11 protein-coding genes are annotated in these 15,507 nt (G+C 66.4%); 9 read left to right on the top strand and 2 right to left on the bottom strand.

Annotation, left to right across the window (positions count from 1 at the left end):
* Positions 1–472 precede the first annotated feature (472 nt).
* Together C2134_RS02435 and C2134_RS02430 are read left to right on the top strand one after the other, a co-directional pair.
* Positions 473–1,951, top strand: coding sequence for a M4 family metallopeptidase (locus C2134_RS02435; protein WP_103317272.1), 1,479 nt, complete (start codon positions 473–475; stop codon positions 1,949–1,951).
* 94 nt (positions 1,952–2,045) lie between these two features.
* Entirely contained in the window at positions 2,046–3,290 is a 1,245-nt protein-coding gene (locus C2134_RS02430; protein ID WP_103317270.1) for a M28 family metallopeptidase, read from the top strand.
* An 81-nt stretch (positions 3,291–3,371) separates the two neighbouring features.
* Here C2134_RS02430 and ppc read toward each other — a convergent pair whose 3' ends face one another.
* The gene (ppc, locus tag C2134_RS02425; protein WP_103317268.1) at positions 3,372–6,068 is read right to left on the bottom strand and encodes a phosphoenolpyruvate carboxylase; all 2,697 of its coding nucleotides are present in this window, start codon (positions 6,066–6,068) and stop codon (positions 3,372–3,374) included.
* Between the two features lie 238 nt (positions 6,069–6,306).
* Here ppc and hemC point away from each other — a divergent pair, with 238 nt between their 5' ends.
* The 7 genes from hemC to C2134_RS02390 all read left to right on the top strand — a co-directional run bounded on the left by hemC (position 6,307) and on the right by C2134_RS02390 (position 13,593).
* Entirely contained in the window at positions 6,307–7,236 is a 930-nt protein-coding gene (hemC, locus tag C2134_RS02420; RefSeq protein WP_103317266.1) for a hydroxymethylbilane synthase, read from the top strand.
* 8 nt (positions 7,237–7,244) lie between these two features.
* A complete protein-coding gene (locus C2134_RS02415; protein WP_103317264.1) occupies positions 7,245–7,976 on the top strand; it encodes a uroporphyrinogen-III synthase in 732 nt (243 codons plus the stop codon).
* Entirely contained in the window at positions 7,973–9,010 is a 1,038-nt protein-coding gene (locus tag C2134_RS02410; protein WP_103317262.1) for a uroporphyrinogen-III C-methyltransferase, read from the top strand. Before C2134_RS02415 ends, C2134_RS02410 begins: the two co-directional genes overlap by 4 nt.
* 3 nt (positions 9,011–9,013) lie before the next feature.
* Positions 9,014–10,222 (top strand): heme biosynthesis protein HemY, encoded by a 1,209-nt coding sequence (locus tag C2134_RS02405; RefSeq protein WP_103317260.1) that lies wholly within the window; start codon positions 9,014–9,016, stop codon positions 10,220–10,222.
* Between the two features lie 350 nt (positions 10,223–10,572).
* A complete protein-coding gene (gcvA, locus tag C2134_RS02400; RefSeq protein ID WP_043627332.1) occupies positions 10,573–11,493 on the top strand; it encodes a transcriptional regulator GcvA in 921 nt (306 codons plus the stop codon).
* A gap of 89 nt (positions 11,494–11,582) precedes the next feature.
* On the top strand, positions 11,583–13,172 hold the full coding sequence (locus C2134_RS02395) for an MDR family MFS transporter (protein ID WP_233196333.1): 1,590 nt from the start codon (positions 11,583–11,585) through the stop codon (positions 13,170–13,172).
* Positions 13,165–13,593 carry a MarR family winged helix-turn-helix transcriptional regulator gene (locus C2134_RS02390; protein ID WP_103317258.1) on the top strand — a complete coding sequence of 143 codons (429 nt, stop codon included), beginning with the start codon at positions 13,165–13,167 and terminating at the stop codon, positions 13,591–13,593. The genes C2134_RS02395 and C2134_RS02390 overlap by 8 nt, the downstream gene beginning before the upstream one ends.
* A 192-nt stretch (positions 13,594–13,785) precedes the next feature.
* On the opposite strand, the gene C2134_RS02385 is transcribed toward C2134_RS02390, so the two are convergent.
* Positions 13,786–15,282 carry a sensor domain-containing diguanylate cyclase gene (locus C2134_RS02385; RefSeq protein WP_158248675.1) on the bottom strand — a complete coding sequence of 499 codons (1,497 nt, stop codon included), beginning with the start codon at positions 15,280–15,282 and terminating at the stop codon, positions 13,786–13,788.
* Positions 15,283–15,507 lie beyond the last annotated feature (225 nt).

Below are 15,507 nucleotides of genomic sequence, written 5' to 3'. Positions count from 1 at the left end.
ATTTTGCTTCCCGACATTGTCCAAGCACATCCAGCCAAGCCAGGCAAACGATCCCGCTCAAGCAAGCTCCATCAACACCGATGCAACTGCTCTAAAGATCAGCTGAATCTTCAATCGAAAAATCCAATACCTAACTTATGCATTTGGGATTGAACGGGTCAGGATACTAGGCTTTATCCCGATCGCGCCATCCGCCTGGCAGGGCGATGGCCGATTGCCCGCCCCCAAAGGCTGCCGCCAAGATGCGGCCCGGACCAGCACAACCGGGTGGCGAACGATCAGCGGGGCCATGCGCACGGCAGCAAAGACAGCCGGCGACACCTACATTGCCCAAGCTGCATCGTTTCCTTTTCTCCTCGCGGAGAACGACAACCCGTCCGGCCACATCCAGCGGCTCGTGGCCTCCGGCCATCCGCCGGGGGCATGTTGCGAGACGCACCCGTCCCGCCTTGTCTACATTTGGAGTTCCGTGATGAGAAAACAGCAACTGATGCTGCGTGGTTTGGTCCTGTCCGCCCTGGCTGTCTTCGGCTCGGCGGCGATGGCTGCTGAGCGTATCGACCTGGAAAAATTGGGCAAACAGCAAGCCAATAGCGCGCCCGCCTTCGCAGGGGTCGGCCAGGCCGATCTGAAACCGCTGCGCAGCACCCAGTTTTCCACCGGCAAGGTAGTGACCCGCTACCAACAGTATTATCAAGGCGTGCCGGTATGGGGAGAAGCCGTGGTCGAGGAAAAGTCGGCCGCCGCGCTGAAGGCCGTCCCCGGCAAGCTGACCGGCCACTACATCGCCGGCATCCAGACCGATCTGGCCTCCGCCAAGCCGACGTTGAGCAGCGGCCAGATCTTGGCCCAGGCCAAGGCGCTGAAGGCCAATGGCAACCCCACCTACAACGAGAAAGCCGAGCTGGTGGTGCGCCTGAACGAGCGCAATGTCGCCCAGCTGGTCTATCTGGTGTCCTTCGTCGTCGATAACGGCAAGGAGCCCAGCCGCCCCAGCTTCATCATCGACGCCAACAGCGGCCAGGTGCTGAAACAGTGGGAAGGCCTGAGCCACGCCGAAGCGAACGGCCCCGGCGGCAACGCCAAAACCGGCAAATACACCTACGGCAAGGACTATGGCCCGCTGATCGTCACCAGCGATTGCAAGATGGACAGCGGCAACGTGATCACCGTCAACTTGAACGGCGGCACCGGCAGCAGCACCACGCCGTACAAGTTTGCTTGCCCGACCAACACCTACAAGGCCATCAACGGCGCATACTCGCCGCTGAACGACGCCCATTACTTCGGCAATGTGGTGTTCAATCTGTACAAGGACTGGTTCAATCTGCGCCCGATCAACCAGAAGCTGTACATGAAGGTGCACTACGGCCGCAATTATGAGAACGCCTTCTGGGACGGCCAGGCCATGCACTTCGGCGACGGCGCCAGCACCTTCTACCCGCTGGTTTCGCTGGACGTTTCCGCGCACGAAGTCAGCCACGGCTTTACCGAGCAGAACTCCGGCCTGGTCTATGACGGCCAATCCGGCGGCATCAATGAGGCCTTCTCCGACATGGCCGGCGAGGCGGCCGAGTACTACATGAAGGGCAAGAACGACTTCCTGGTCGGCGCGGAAATCTTCAAGAAGTCCGGCGCGCTGCGCTACTTCGCCGATCCGACCAAGGACGGTGCCTCCATCGGCAACGCCAAGGACTACTACGACGGCCTGGACGTGCACTATTCCAGCGGCGTGTACAACAAGGCGTTCTACCTGATCGCCACCAGCGCCGGCTGGAACACCCGCAAGGCCTTTGAGGTGTTCACCGACGCCAACCGCCTGTACTGGACGGCCAACGCCACCTACAACAGCGCCGCTTGCGGCGTGGTCAAGGCGGCGGACGCGCGCGGCTACAACAGCGCGGACGTCACCAAGGCCTTCAGCGCCGTCGGCGTGGCTTGCCAATCCTAAGACGCCGTCCCGGTCGCGGTCCCGCTACGCGGGGCCGCATCCGACAGCCATGCCGGCTCCCTACGGCGCCGGCCTCCGCTCGGGAGTCCCACACATGTTGAAACTGCGTCAAACCGCGCTGCTGGTCCTATTGGGCCTGGCCGGCGCCGCCCAGGCCCAACCGGTCTGGATTTCAGTAGGCGATCAGGGTTATCAGCTGCTGCGCCAGCTGGATGGTCGGGCCCAAAGCCAAGAAAGCCGCACGCTGGCGGCAGACGGCCGCCTCGCCAAGGGAACGGCCGGCGAAACCGTGCATCTGGTCCAGGTGGACGAAGCGCTGCTGCCCAAGCTGTCCGATGCCATCCATGACAAGCTGCGCCATTGCGGCGGCTACATCGTGCACGGCAGCCTGAAAGAAGCCCGCGCCGCGCTGAACGGCCCGGCCGCGCCGCTGGCCGCGCTGAAAGCGCCCAGCTACGCCATCGACAACCAGGCCACGGTGAACAAGCTGCTGCCGCAGTTGCAGGACAGCAATGTGCTGGCCACCATCCAGTCCTTGTCCAGCTATCAGAACCGCTTCTACACCACCAGCCACGGCGTCAATGCGTCCAACTGGATCGCCAGCCAGTGGAAACAGCTGGCCGGCAACCGCGGCGATGTCACGGTGGAGCAAATCAGCCATGCCGGCTGGCCGCAAAAATCGGTGATCCTGACCATCAAGGGCACGGACAATGCGGCGGAAACGGTGGTGCTGGGCGGCCATCTGGACTCCACCGTGGGCAACGGTACCGGCGAGAGCAGCCGCGCGCCGGGCGCTGACGACGACGCCTCCGGCGTGGCCAGCCTGACCGAAGTGGCGCGCGTGCTGCTGGCCGGCAATTACCAGCCGCGCCGCACCATCAAGTTCATGGCTTACGCGGCGGAGGAAGTGGGGTTGCGCGGCTCGGCTGATATCGCCAAGCGCTTCAAGCAGCAGCAAACCAAGGTGGTGGGCGCGCTGCAGCTGGACATGACCAACTACCAAGGCGACGAGCAGGACATCTTCCTGTTCACCGACTACACCAACGCGGCGCAGAATACTTTCCTGGCCAATCTGGCCAAGGCCTATCTGCCCGATCTGACAGTCGGCTACAGCCAATGCGGCTACGCTTGCTCCGACCACGCCTCATGGACCGCGCAGGGCTATGCCGCCTCGTTCCCGTTCGAGTCCAGCTTCGACAACTCCAACCCCTACATCCACACCCGCAACGACACCCTGGCCAATTCCGACAGCCAGGCGCGCCATGCGCTGAAGTTCTCGCAACTGGCCCTGGCCTACGCCGTGGAGCTAGGCAGCGACGGCCCGGCCGCCCAACGCTGAGTCTGCCCGGCCGCCGCGGCCTGCCCGCTGCGGCGGCTTCCCACGCGGCCCGGTCATGCCGGGCCGCGTTCCTATTTGCGCTCAACCCGTATTGCGCAGGCCGGCGGAAGTGCCGTTGATGGTCAGGTGGATGGCGTACAGCGTGTCCTCGTCGTCCGGCTCGGCGCGCAGCCTGGCCAGCAAATCGGCCTGCAGCAGGCCCAGCGCATCGAGGAAGGGCAGACGCGTCTCCAGGCTGCGGCGCAGCGTAGGGTTGCTTTCCAGCAGCTGCGATTGGCCGGTGATGGCGAAGAAGGCGTCATGCGTTTTTTGCCACTCCGCCTCAATCAGGCCGAACAACCGCGCCGCCAATTCACGGTCGGCCACCAGCTCGGAGAAGCGGCGGGCGATGCCCAGGTCGGCCTTGGCCAGCACCTGTTCCATATTGGACAGCACCACCTGGAAGAACGGCGAGTGGCGATACAGATGCTGCAGCTTGGCCAGCCCCGCGTCGCCGTGCTTCTGCACATAGGCCGCCACCGCCGAACCGACGCCGAACCAGCCCGGCAGCATCAGCCGCGACTGCGACCACGAAAACACCCAGGGGATGGCGCGCAGGTCGGCAATGGATGACAGGCCCTTGCGCGAGGCCGGACGGCTGCCGATATTCAACCGCGCGATCGCCGTCACCGGCGTCGCTTCCAGGAAATACTGCATGAAGCCCGGCGACTCCACCAGCGCCCGGTAGGCGGAGAAGGCGCTGCTCGACAGCTCGTCGAACAAGGCCGCGTCGACCTCGCCGCCCGGCAAATGGCCTAGGCTGGCTTCCAGCGTCGCCGCCACCAGCGCTTCCAGATTGCGGCCGGCGATGGCCGGATCGGAATACTTGGCGGTGATCACCTCGCCCTGCTCGGTGATGCGGATGCGGCCGGCCACGCTGCCGGCCGGCTGGGCAACGATGGCCTCATAGGACGGGCCGCCGCCGCGCCCCACCGAGCCGCCGCGGCCGTGGAACAGCTGCAGCCGCACGCCGGCCTCGGAGAACACCTGCACCAGCCGGGTTTCGGCCAGCCACAGCTGCCACTGGCTGGTCAGGTAACCGCCGTCCTTATTGCTGTCGGAATAGCCCAGCATCACTTCCTGCACCCGCTCGCGGCTATCCAGCAATTGCTTGTACCAGGGCAGCGCGAACAGCGCGCGCATCACGGTCTGGCTGTTTTCCAGGTCGGCGATGGTCTCGAACAGCGGCACCAAGTTGACGCTGGCGCGCGGCACACCGCCGTCCAGACGGATCAGCCCGGCCTCCTTGCACAGCAAGGCCAAGGCCAGGATGTCGCTGACGCTGGCGCAATTGGAAATGATGCACTGGCCGATGGCCTCCACGCCGAACTCGCGCTGGATCGCCGCCGCTTCGCGGAAGATAGCCAGTTCCTTCTCGGCCTGCTCGCCGTAGCGCAGATACGGCGAGAACAGCAGGCGCGGCGTAGCCAGCTCGCGGCTCAGCACCCGCACCCGCGCCGCCTCGTCCAGCGCTTGGTATTCCTCCAGGCCGGCGCCGCTGAACAGCTCGGCCACCACCGCCTCGTGCACCGCCGCGTGCTGGCGCAGATCCAGCGGCATCAGGAAGAAGCCGAACACGTCCACGCTGCGGATCAGCCGCGATAGCCGCCCCTCGGCCAGCAGCGCGCTGCCATGAGCGCGCAGCGAGGCCGACAGCGCGGCCAGATCGCGCGCCAGATCGTGATGGTCGCGGTACGGCGCGCGCTCATCCCAGCGGCAGGCCAGCTCCACGCCGCGCTGCCGGGCGGTGCCGAGCAGCCGGCCCTGTATCGTCGCCAGCGCGCGGCGGTACGGCTCCTCGGCGCGGCTGACCGCGCTGTCCGGCGAATCCGCCGCCAGCGCCATCACCTCGGCGCTGGCCTCCACCAGCCGCGACGACAAAGACAGCTCGCGGTACAGGCTTTTCAGCTCCTGCAAGTAATGCTCGAACGCCTGCTGCGACTGCCGCGTCACCGCGTGGCGCAACAGGCTGGCATCGACATTCGGGTTGCCGTCGCGGTCGCCGCCTATCCAGCTGCCGACGCGAACAAAGGACGGCAGACGGGCGGGCTCCTCCCACAGCTGGCCGATCTCGCGCTCCAGGCGCTGGTACAAGGCCGGCAGGGCTTCGAAGAAAGCCAGCGGGTGGTAGGCGACGCCGTTGGTGATCTCGTCGCGCACCGTCATCTTGAAATGGCGGATCTCGGAGGTCTGCCACAACGCCAGGATCGCCCGCTTCAGTTTGGCTTCCAGCTCCTCGCGCTCATCCGGCGTCAGGTCCGGCGCGTTCAGTTTCGACAGGAAACGGCGCACCGCGCGATGGCCGTCCAGCACGCTCTGCCGCTGCACCTCAGTCGGATGCGCGGTCAGGATGGCGCCGACCTGGGCGTGGCTCAGCAGTTGATGCAGCGAATGGAAGCTGACGCCATCCTGGCGCAGCTTGGCCAAGGCGCGGCCCAGGCTGCCCTGCTGCGGCGCCGAGCCGGCCAGCTGGTGGGCGCGGCGGCGGCGATTGTGGTGCAGGTCTTCGGCGATATTGAACAGCTGGGCATACAGGCCGCAGGCGCGCAATAGCGAGGCCGCCGCCTGCGGCGCCAACTGCGGCAGCGGCTGGCTGCGCTCGTCGCCGCGGCGCAGCGCGATGGCCTGCACCGCGCCGGACACCAGCGCGCCCTCCTGTTCGTTCACCACCTCCGCCAGCAGCCGGTCCAGGCAGGCCAGGTCGGCCCGCAGCGGCAAATCCTTGTCTTGATCGTGCATATTATTGTCGTCCCTGTGTTTGACTCGTCAGGCATGGCCACGGCGGCCATGGCCATGCCTCGCCAGTCAAAATAAAACATTCATCATAAGCAGCTTCCGCGCCGTAGTGGTCAGACTACGCCAATTTGCGCAAAATGGCCTTGATCCTGCTGCGTCGCAACAACAGCGGGAACAAGCCCATGACGGCCGCGTGGTAGAATTCGGCCCATCATCATCGCAAGCAATGGAACCCGGTTTCATGGACAAGATCGTCATCGCCAGCCGCGAAAGCCGGCTGGCCATGTGGCAGGCCGAGCACATCCAGGCCCGGCTGCAAGCGCTGTACCCGCATCTGACAGTGGAGATCCTCGGCATGACCACCCAGGGCGACCAGATTCTGGACAAGACGCTGTCCAAGATCGGCGGCAAGGGCCTGTTCGTCAAGGAACTGGAGCAGGCGCTGCTGGACGGCCGCGCCGATCTGGCGGTGCATTCGCTGAAGGATGTGCCGATGACGCTGCCGGCCGGCTTCGCGCTGGCGGCGGTGTGCGAGCGCGAAGATCCGCGCGACGCCTTCGTCTCCAACCGCTTCCACAACCTGTCCGAGTTGCCGGCCGGCAGCGTGGTCGGCACCTCCAGCCTGCGCCGCGAGGCTCAATTGCGCGCCCGCTTCCCGCAACTGACGGTGAAACCGCTGCGCGGCAACGTGCAGACCCGGCTGAAGAAACTGGACGACGGCGAGTTCGACGCCATCATCCTGGCCGCCGCCGGCCTCAAGCGCCTGGGTCTGGCCGAACGCATCCAGAGCGAGCTCGCCCCGTCGGAAAGCCTGCCGGCCGCCGGCCAGGGCGCGCTGGGCATCGAAATCCGCGAGGACCGCGCCGACCTGCTGGCACTCTTGGCGCCGCTGAACCACGCCGAAAGCCGCGCCTGTACCGCCGCCGAACGCGCGCTGGCCAAGGATCTGGGCGGCAGCTGCCAGGTGCCGCTGGGCGCCTTCGCCACGCTGGCCGACGGCACGCTGACCCTGGGCGGCCTGGTGGCGCATCCGGATGGCTCGGTAGTGCTGACCGCCAGCGCCAGCGCGCCGGCCGACTATGCCGAGGCGCTGGGCCGCGCGGTGGCGAAGAAGCTGATCGACGCCGGCGCCCGCCCGCTGATCGACGCGGTGCTGGCGGAGTCGCGCTGAGGCTTCAAATGAAGCGCATCCTGGCCGCCCGCCCCTTGGCGCAATGCGCCGGCCTGCTGACCGCGCTGCGCGCCGAAGGCTGGCAGGCCGAGCACTTGCCGCTGATGGCAATCGAAGCGCTGCCGCAGGCGCTGGCAGCGCTGCCCGGCCAAGCGGCGCGCGCCGATGCGCTGTTTTGGGTCAGCCCCAGCGCCATCGATATCGGCTGGCCGGCGCTGGCGGGCATGGACCTCGCCGCCAAGCGGCTGGCCTGCGTCGGCGCGGCCAGCGCCAAGCGGCTGGCCGCGCTGTCCGGCCAGCCCGTGCTGCATCCGACGGCAAGCAGCGACAGCGAAGCGCTGCTGGCTTTGCCGGAACTGGCCGACGTGTCCGGCCAGCGCTGGCTGATCGTGCGCGGGCAGGGCGGCCGCGCGCTGCTGGCTGATGCGCTGGCGCAGCGGGGCGCGGCGGCGGCCTTCGCCGAAATCTACCGCCGCGTCGACGGCGCGCCGGACTGGGCGGCTTTCGACGCCGCGCCGCCCGATGCCGTCATCATCACTTCCAGCGAAATGGTAGAGCAATTGTTCCGACTGGCTGGTCCGAGCCGGACCGGGGCGCTACAATGCCTGCTGTACTGCGTGCCGCATCCGCGCATTGCCGAGCGCCTGGCCGCCTTCGGCGCGGCACGCGTCGTGACAACCCGGGCCGACGACGCCGCAATGGTCGCCGGCCTAAAAGAATGGTTCCGTCGTCACCCATGAGCGAATCCCAGATCCACGAAGCCATCCCGGCCCAGCCGCCCGCAGCCCGCAAGCGCCCCAATCTCGCCATCCTGGTGGCGATCGTCGCGCTGGGCGTCTCCGGCTGGCAGTTCTACACCACTCAGCAGCAACTGGACTCGATGCGCCAGGAGCTGGCGCGCCGGCTGGCCGAAGGCAGCGGCGCCGGCAAAGAGCAGCGCGCCATCGCCGAACAGGCGCTGCTGGCGGCCCGCGCCACCGATGGCAAGCTGGCGATGGTGGAGGCCCGCGTCAACGAGGCGGCAGGCCAGTACGCCACGCTGAACGGCATGTACCAGGAGCTGACCAAGAACCGCACCGACTGGCTGCTGTCCGAAATCGAGCACACGCTGGCCATCGCCAGCCAGCAGCTGCAGCTCGCCGGCAATGTCAGCTCGGCGGTCTCGGCGCTGGAAATGGTCGACGCGCGGCTGTCCAAGTTCGACCGCCCGCAGCTGATCGGCGTGAAGAAGGCCGTGGCCTCGGACCTGGAAAAACTGAAAGCGCTGCCCTACCTCGACACCGTCGGCCTCACCGTCAAGCTGGACCGGCTGATGCTGAGCGTCGATTCGCTGCCGCTGGCCGTGGACGCCCATCGCCTCGGCGGCGCGCAACCGGGCAAGCCCGCGCAGCTGCCGGCAGGCGCCCCGTGGTGGGAACGGCTGAGCGCCGAAATCAGCAGCAGCCTGGGCGAGCTGGTGCACATCCGCCGCATGGACAAGCCGGAGGCGCTGCTGCTGTCGCCGGAGCAGGCCTTCTTCCTGCGCGAAAACCTGAAGATGCGGCTGCTGGACGCGCGGCTGGCGCTGCTGCAGCGCGACGGCAAGACCTACGCCGCCGACATCGCCGCCGCGCGCAGCTACGTGCAGCGCTACTTCGACCGCGACGCCGCGGCAGCCACCCAGTGGCTGGCCACGCTGTCCGAACTGGAAGGCGCGCCCTTGGACATCAGCTTGCCGGACATGAGCGCCAGCCTGAAGGCGGTGCGCGATGCCCAAGGCAACAGCGGGGAGTAAGCGGTGAGATTCGCTCTATGGATTACCGGCCTGTTTGCGTTGGCCGTGCTGGTGGGGCTGGCCTCCACCCTGAATACCGGCTACGCCATCCTGTTTCTGCCGCCGTACCGGATGGAAGTGTCGTTCAATCTGATGATCGTGCTGGTGGTGGGGCTGATCGTCGCCACCCATCTGGTGCTGCGGCTGCTGGCGCTGGCCACCGACCTGCCGCGCCAGGTGCAGCGCTTCCAGCGCCAGAAGAAGCTGAAAGCCGCCCGCCACGCGCTGCGCGAAGCCGGCATCGCCTTCTTCGAGGGCCGCTTCCAGAAGGCCGAGCGGGAAGCCGCCAAGTCGCTGGATGACGAATACGCCCCGGAAAACCGCGCGCTGGCGCTGTTGATCGCGGCCCGCGCCGCCGGCTACGCCGGCGCCGCCGACAAGCGCGACGGCTACCTCAACCAGCTCGACCAATTGCCGGAGCGGCTGCAGCTGGCGCGCCACATGCTGGACGCCGAGCTGCGGCTGGAAGAAAAAGACGCCTTGGGCGCGCTGACCGCCATCGAACGCGCGCGCGCGCTGTCGCCGAATCTGACCAACGCGCTGAAGCTGGAGCTGAAGGTGCGCCTGCTGCAAAAACAACCGGAGGCCATCCTCACGCTGACCGAGAAGCTGCTGAAGGCTGACGCGCTGGAGCCGGAACAGGCGCGCCGCTATCGGCTGGCAGCCTACCAGCAGCAGCTGGCCGGCCTGTTGTCCGAGCGCGAAGTCCGCGACTGGCTGCGCCGCATCCCGGAGGCCGAGCGCGGCAATCCGCAGCTGCAACAGCAGATCGTCGCCCATCTGATCCGCCTGCAACAGTACGACTACGCGGCGACGCTGCTGTCCGAGGCGCTGGCCAGCGACGACATGGAGCTGCCGGAACTGGCGCGCGAACTGGGCCAATTGGCCGTCCATCTGAGCGTGGAGAAGCGGCTGGCGCTGCTGAAGGACGCCGACAACTGGCTGAAACAGCGTCCGCGCGACCACTGGCTGTTGCTGGCGCTGGGCCGTCTGGCGCAGGCGCAGCAGTTGTGGGGCAAGGCGCAGAACTATCTGGAAGCCAGCGTCTCCATCCAGCCGACGCTATGCGCGCACGCCGAGCTGGCCAAGCTGTTCGAGGCCACCGGCAAGGAAGAGCAATCGCAGCTGCATTACCAGAAGAGCCTGGAGCTGGCGCTGAGCCAGGGCTGCTGATCGCCCGCCGGCCCTCCCCGCGCCGCCCGCCGTTACCGGCCGGCGGCGTTTTTATTGGCGCGGCGGACAAAAAAAATCGGGCTCCGCAAGGAGCCCGTGCATGCCAACGTGGACTGGCAGACCAATCATACGAGAGTGCAGGGCGCATCATTGTCCGACAATGATGATGCCTGGCAGGCAAAGCTGTGCCAGAATCAAGCAATATGCATGGCTGCTCGTCCAGCTATGCATTCAGGTTGCCGTGCCAGTCGCCGCGACCTGCGGCGACAACTGCGCAGAATACGCGGTGCCGCCGTTTCGCACAAAGCAGTTAATCTCATGAAAACTATGAAGAAAAGGCATGTAACAGCATGAAGCTGCCTCCGCTGAATGCCCTGCGCGTATTTGTCGTCGCCGCCGAACATCTGTCGTTCACCCGCGCGGCCGCCGCGCTGAGCCTGACCCAGGGCGCGATCAGCCGCCATGTCCAGACGCTGGAAGAGTACTACGGCGCCACACTGTTCACCCGCCAGGCCCGCGGGCTGGCCCTGACCGCCGAAGGCGAGGCGCTGTTGAAGCCGGCGCGCGAAGCTTTCCAACTGCTCAACGAAGCCAGCGAAGCGCTGCGCCTGCGCCAGAGCGACCTTAGGGTACGCATGCCGCCGACGCCGGCGATGCGCTGGGTGCTGCCCAATCTGGCCGATTTCCAGGCCCGGCATCCGGAGTACACCCTGCACCTGCTGACGCAGCTGATCCACAACAAGCCGTTCAACCGCGCCGAATACGATCTGGCCGTGGTCGGCCTGTCCAGCCCGGAAGCCGCGCCGGATCTCCGGCTGGAATGCATCTGCCGCGAGAAGCTGATCCCGGTATGCGCGCCTGGCCTCTTGGCCGGCAAGCACCCGCTGCACACGCCGGACGATCTGAAACACCACACCCTGCTGCATCCGTGGCGCGACCAGAACACCTGGAAACGCTGGCTGAAGCTGGCCGGCGTGAACGGCGTCAATCCGGAGAGCGGAGTCACTTTCGACGCGCTGGAATACGCGCTGCACGCCGCCGTGGCCGGCATGGGCGTGACGCTGGCACAGGCTTCGATGGTGACGCAGGATCTGGACAGCGGCAGGCTGGTGATTCCGTTCGATACCGTGCTGGAAACCGAGTGGGCCTACTATCTGGTTTATCCGCACGAACTGGCCGAGCTGCCCAAGGTGCGCGCCTTCCGCGACTGGCTGGTCGGCACCGTCGCCCTCAGCGAGGAGGCCAGCTGGCTGACGCGCCAGGGCTACTGAAGCCGCCGCAATATCTGTTAACCACCTGAGTTTGGACAGCCCCGCCGGCTGTCGCCAAAATAGTTGATATAGCAACTATTGCCGTATCAATGATGAATTCTCCCGATTTTTCCCACACGCTCCCCTCCGCGCTGGATTTCCGCCAACGCCTGCTGGCCATGCTGGGCCTGTGCTGCGTGCTGATCATGGTGGCGCTGGACCAGACCGTGGTCGGCACCGCCATGCCGACGGTGGTGGCCGATCTGCGCGGCTTTTCTCTGTATGCCTGGGTCGGCACGTCCTACCTGCTGACCTCCGTCATCACCGTGCCGATTTTCGGCAAACTCGGCGACGACCACGGCCGCAAGCCGTTTGTGCTGACCGCCATCGTGCTGTTCACCGGCGCCTCCATGCTGTGCGGCCTGGCGCAGACCATGCCGCAACTGGTGCTGGCGCGCGCGCTGCAGGGCGTGGGCGGCGGCATGCTGGTGGCCACCACTTTCGCCTGCGTGCCGGACCTGTTCCCGCATACCGCCGAACGGCTGCGCTGGCAGGTGATGCTGTCCGCCGCCTTCGGCCTGGCCAACGCCATCGGCCCCTCGCTGGGCGGTTTCCTGACCGAATACTTCGGCTGGCGCTGGGTATTCTTCGTCAACCTGCCGGTCGGGGTGGTCAGCCTGTGGTTCGTCTGGCGCTTCCTGCCGGTGATCCGCCATTCGGCGCGGCCGCCGTCGCGGCTGGATTGGCAAGGCGCGGCGCTGATCGCGCTGTTCCTCGGCTCGCTGCAGCTGGCGGTGGAGTGGCTGCCGCAGCACAAGCCGCCGCTGCTGCTGGGCGGACTGGCCGTGCTCAGCCTGACCGCGCTGCTGACCCTGATCTGGTGGGAAAAGCGCAGCCCCAACCCGCTGCTGCCGCCCAGCATGCTGTCGCACCGAGGGCTGGCGCCGCTGTTCGGCCTGTCGCTGCTGATGGGCTTCGGCATGTTCGCCGTGATGTACTACGCGCCGCTGATGTTCCAGGCCGGCTTTGGCCTGTCGCCGAATCAGGCCGGCCTGCTGGTGACGCCGCTGGTGGTGTTCATCACCATAGGCAGCATGCTGAACGGCCGCATCGTGCAGCGCTTGCGCCATCCGACCCGGCTGCTGACCCTGGGCCTGGTGATGTTCGCGTTGACCGCCGCGCTGCTGAGCCGGGTCGGCCCCGCCACCGCGCATGGCTTGATCATCGCCAACATGATGATGGGCGGTCTGGGCCTGGGCCTGCTGATGCCCAACCTGACCATTTTCGTGCAACAGCTGGCGCCGCGGCAGCAGCTGGGGGTCTCCACCGCCATGCTGCAATCGACGCGGATGATAGGCGGCATGCTGGGCACCGCCTTGATGGGCGTGGTGGTCAGTCATCAGTTCCAACAACGGGTCGGCGCGATGCTGACGACCCGCCAGCAACCGCAATGGCTGCACTGGCTGGCCGATCCGCAAACCCTGCTCAACCCAGACATCCTGGCGCAGTTCCGCCAGACGGCCGCCGCGGCGCAGCCGGACGCGCTGTTGGCCGCCACGAGACTGCTGCTGGTGGATGCCATCCATTTCAGCCAGTGGCTGGTGGCGGTGATTCTGTTGCTGGGCCTGTGGCTGGCGCGCAAGGTGCCGCCGGTCGAGCTGAGCCACGCCATGCCGCCGCAGGCCCCTTCACATGACTGACAGCCAACCGAATCTGCTGCAGCAATTAAGCCGCAGCAGCCGCGCGATGTACGGCGCCTTCGAAAGCCTGGTGGGCGAGGCGCTGCCGCGCTGGCGCATCCTGAAGGCGCTGGAGGAGCTGCGCACCGTCAGCCAAAAGCAGCTGGCCGGCCACTTGCAAATGGACCCGGGCGCGCTGACCCGGCAATTGAAACTGCTGGAGGCGGAAGGCCTGGTGCGGCGCGACACCGACCCGGCCGACAATCGCCAGACCCTGGTCTCGCTGGACCAAGGCGGCCTGGCCTTGCTGACGGCGGCGGCGCCGCACCGCCAGGAGTTCTTCCGCCAGGCGCTGGCGGACATCGATCCCGCGCAGCTGGATATCGCCTTGCAGGTGCTGCGGCAGCTGGAGGAACGCTTCCGCCGCATGAGCGGGCGCTAGCCGCCCCTAGGGGCTGTTGACGTTTGGTGGGCGGTCGCGCCGGGATGCATTTTGCGACGAATCGAGGCGTTTCGCGCGCCGCATAGTCATTCTCTGCCAGCGCGGAACAACGAAGAGTCGGCGCGAAAGGCGCTCGGCCCTGCGGGTTTGGCGTAGCTCAAACGCGATCCACTCACAAAACGTCAACAGCCCCTAGGCATCATCGGCGGCCCGCTGATCCTCCCCGGCCACGATGATGCGATTGCGGCCCTGCTGCTTGGCGCGGTACAGCTCGCGGTCGGCCGCCTCGATCAACTGCCGGCTGTCCGCCACATCGCGCGGCAGCACGCAGGCGCCGCCTATGCTGATGGTGACATACGGCGCCACCGTCGATTCGGCATGCGGCAGCTGCAGTTCGCGCACCGCCTCCAGCACCGCCTCGCCGACGTAGATCACGCCATCCTCCGCGGTGTCCGGCAGCAGGCAGATGATCTCCTCGCCGCCATAACGCGCCACCAGGTCCTGCGGCCGCCGCACGCTGCTGCGTATCGCCTGCGCCACCTCGCGCAGGCAGTAGTCGCCGCTGACATGGCCGTAATGGTCGTTGTACAGCTTGAAGAAATCGATATCGATCATCAGCATGCCCAGGGACGTGCCCAGCCGCCGCGCCCGCCGCCATTCGCCGTCCAGGCTTTCCTCGAAGCAGCGTCGGTTGGCGATGCCGGTGACCGGGTCCACCCGCGACAAGGCCAGCACTTCGGCATGCGATTGCTCCAGCGCCAGCGTGCGGATGCGCACCTGCTGCTCCAGCCGCTCCTGCTGCTGGCTCAGTTCCGCCTTGATCTTGCGCTGCTCCGACATCAAGGCGCTCACCCCCAGCGACACCAGCGTCAGAATGCCGATATAGGTTTGCAGAATCACCAGCGTGCTGTAGGCGGAATAGCCCAGATACGGTCCGCCGCCATGGCGGGTGCCCCACAACGCCAGCCACATGATCAGCAGCAAGGCCATCAGCACTTCGCGGGTGGTGAAGCGAAACGCCGCCCAGGCCACCAAGGGCAGCACCAGCATGTCCAGCGGATAGGTGGTGTCCACCGTGGGGTGCCACCAGACGAACAAGCCGGCGGTCAGCAAGGTCACCATGCCGAAATAGGCCAGCATTTCGTACCACACATCGCGGCTTTGCCGCGACCGACCCTGGTGATAGACGTTCAGGCACAGGCTGCCGAACAGCAAAGTGCCGCATCCATTGCACAGCCACCACAGGCACAGCCGCGACACCAGCTCCTTCTGCGGCAGCAGATGGGAAAAATAAAGGGCGGCGGTGCCGATCAGGCTGCCCAGCAGCGTCATCACCACGATGATCACATTGAAGGCGATGCATTGGCTGAAGCTGTCCAGCGGATTGCGCCGGCCGAAATAGCGCCGCATCAGCCAGGCGCCCAACAAGGTCTGCGCCAATACCCCCACAGCCACGCCCAGCGCCGGCGGCAGCCAATTCATGCCGTCCAGCGTCGTCCGCCAGCGCCAAGCCTCGCTGGCCAGCGCGCCGAGCAGCACGCCTGGCCACACCCGCCAGCCCAGCAGGATCATCGCAGCCAACGCCAAGCCTGGCTGCGGCCAGACCACGCTGTCCATGCCCTGCTCCAGCAGCAACAGCTGGTCTCCCAACCAGGATGCCAGCCAATATCCCGCTGCGACCAAAGCCATGGCCAGCCAATCCGGCAACGCCGGGGAGCTTGAAGCAATGCCGCGCATGAATCTCCCTTTACGAACCGACCGCAAGACGGTCCCGCTGATGGCGGCTGATTGATATTGTTCAATCTCTGCCCATAGGCGTGTCGCCGCCGCGACAGCCAGAAATGCCGCGTCTAATGTCATCGTAGTTGGCGAATCCGCGCCTCGCAGCATGCGGTCAAGCGATAGACGAAAAAA

The sequence above is a fragment of the Chromobacterium sinusclupearum genome, from assembly GCF_002902845.1.
Lineage (GTDB): Bacteria > Pseudomonadota > Gammaproteobacteria > Burkholderiales > Chromobacteriaceae > Chromobacterium > Chromobacterium sinusclupearum.
The sequence above is the reverse complement of the archived record's forward strand: the minus strand, read 5'-3'. Positions and strand labels throughout refer to the sequence as shown.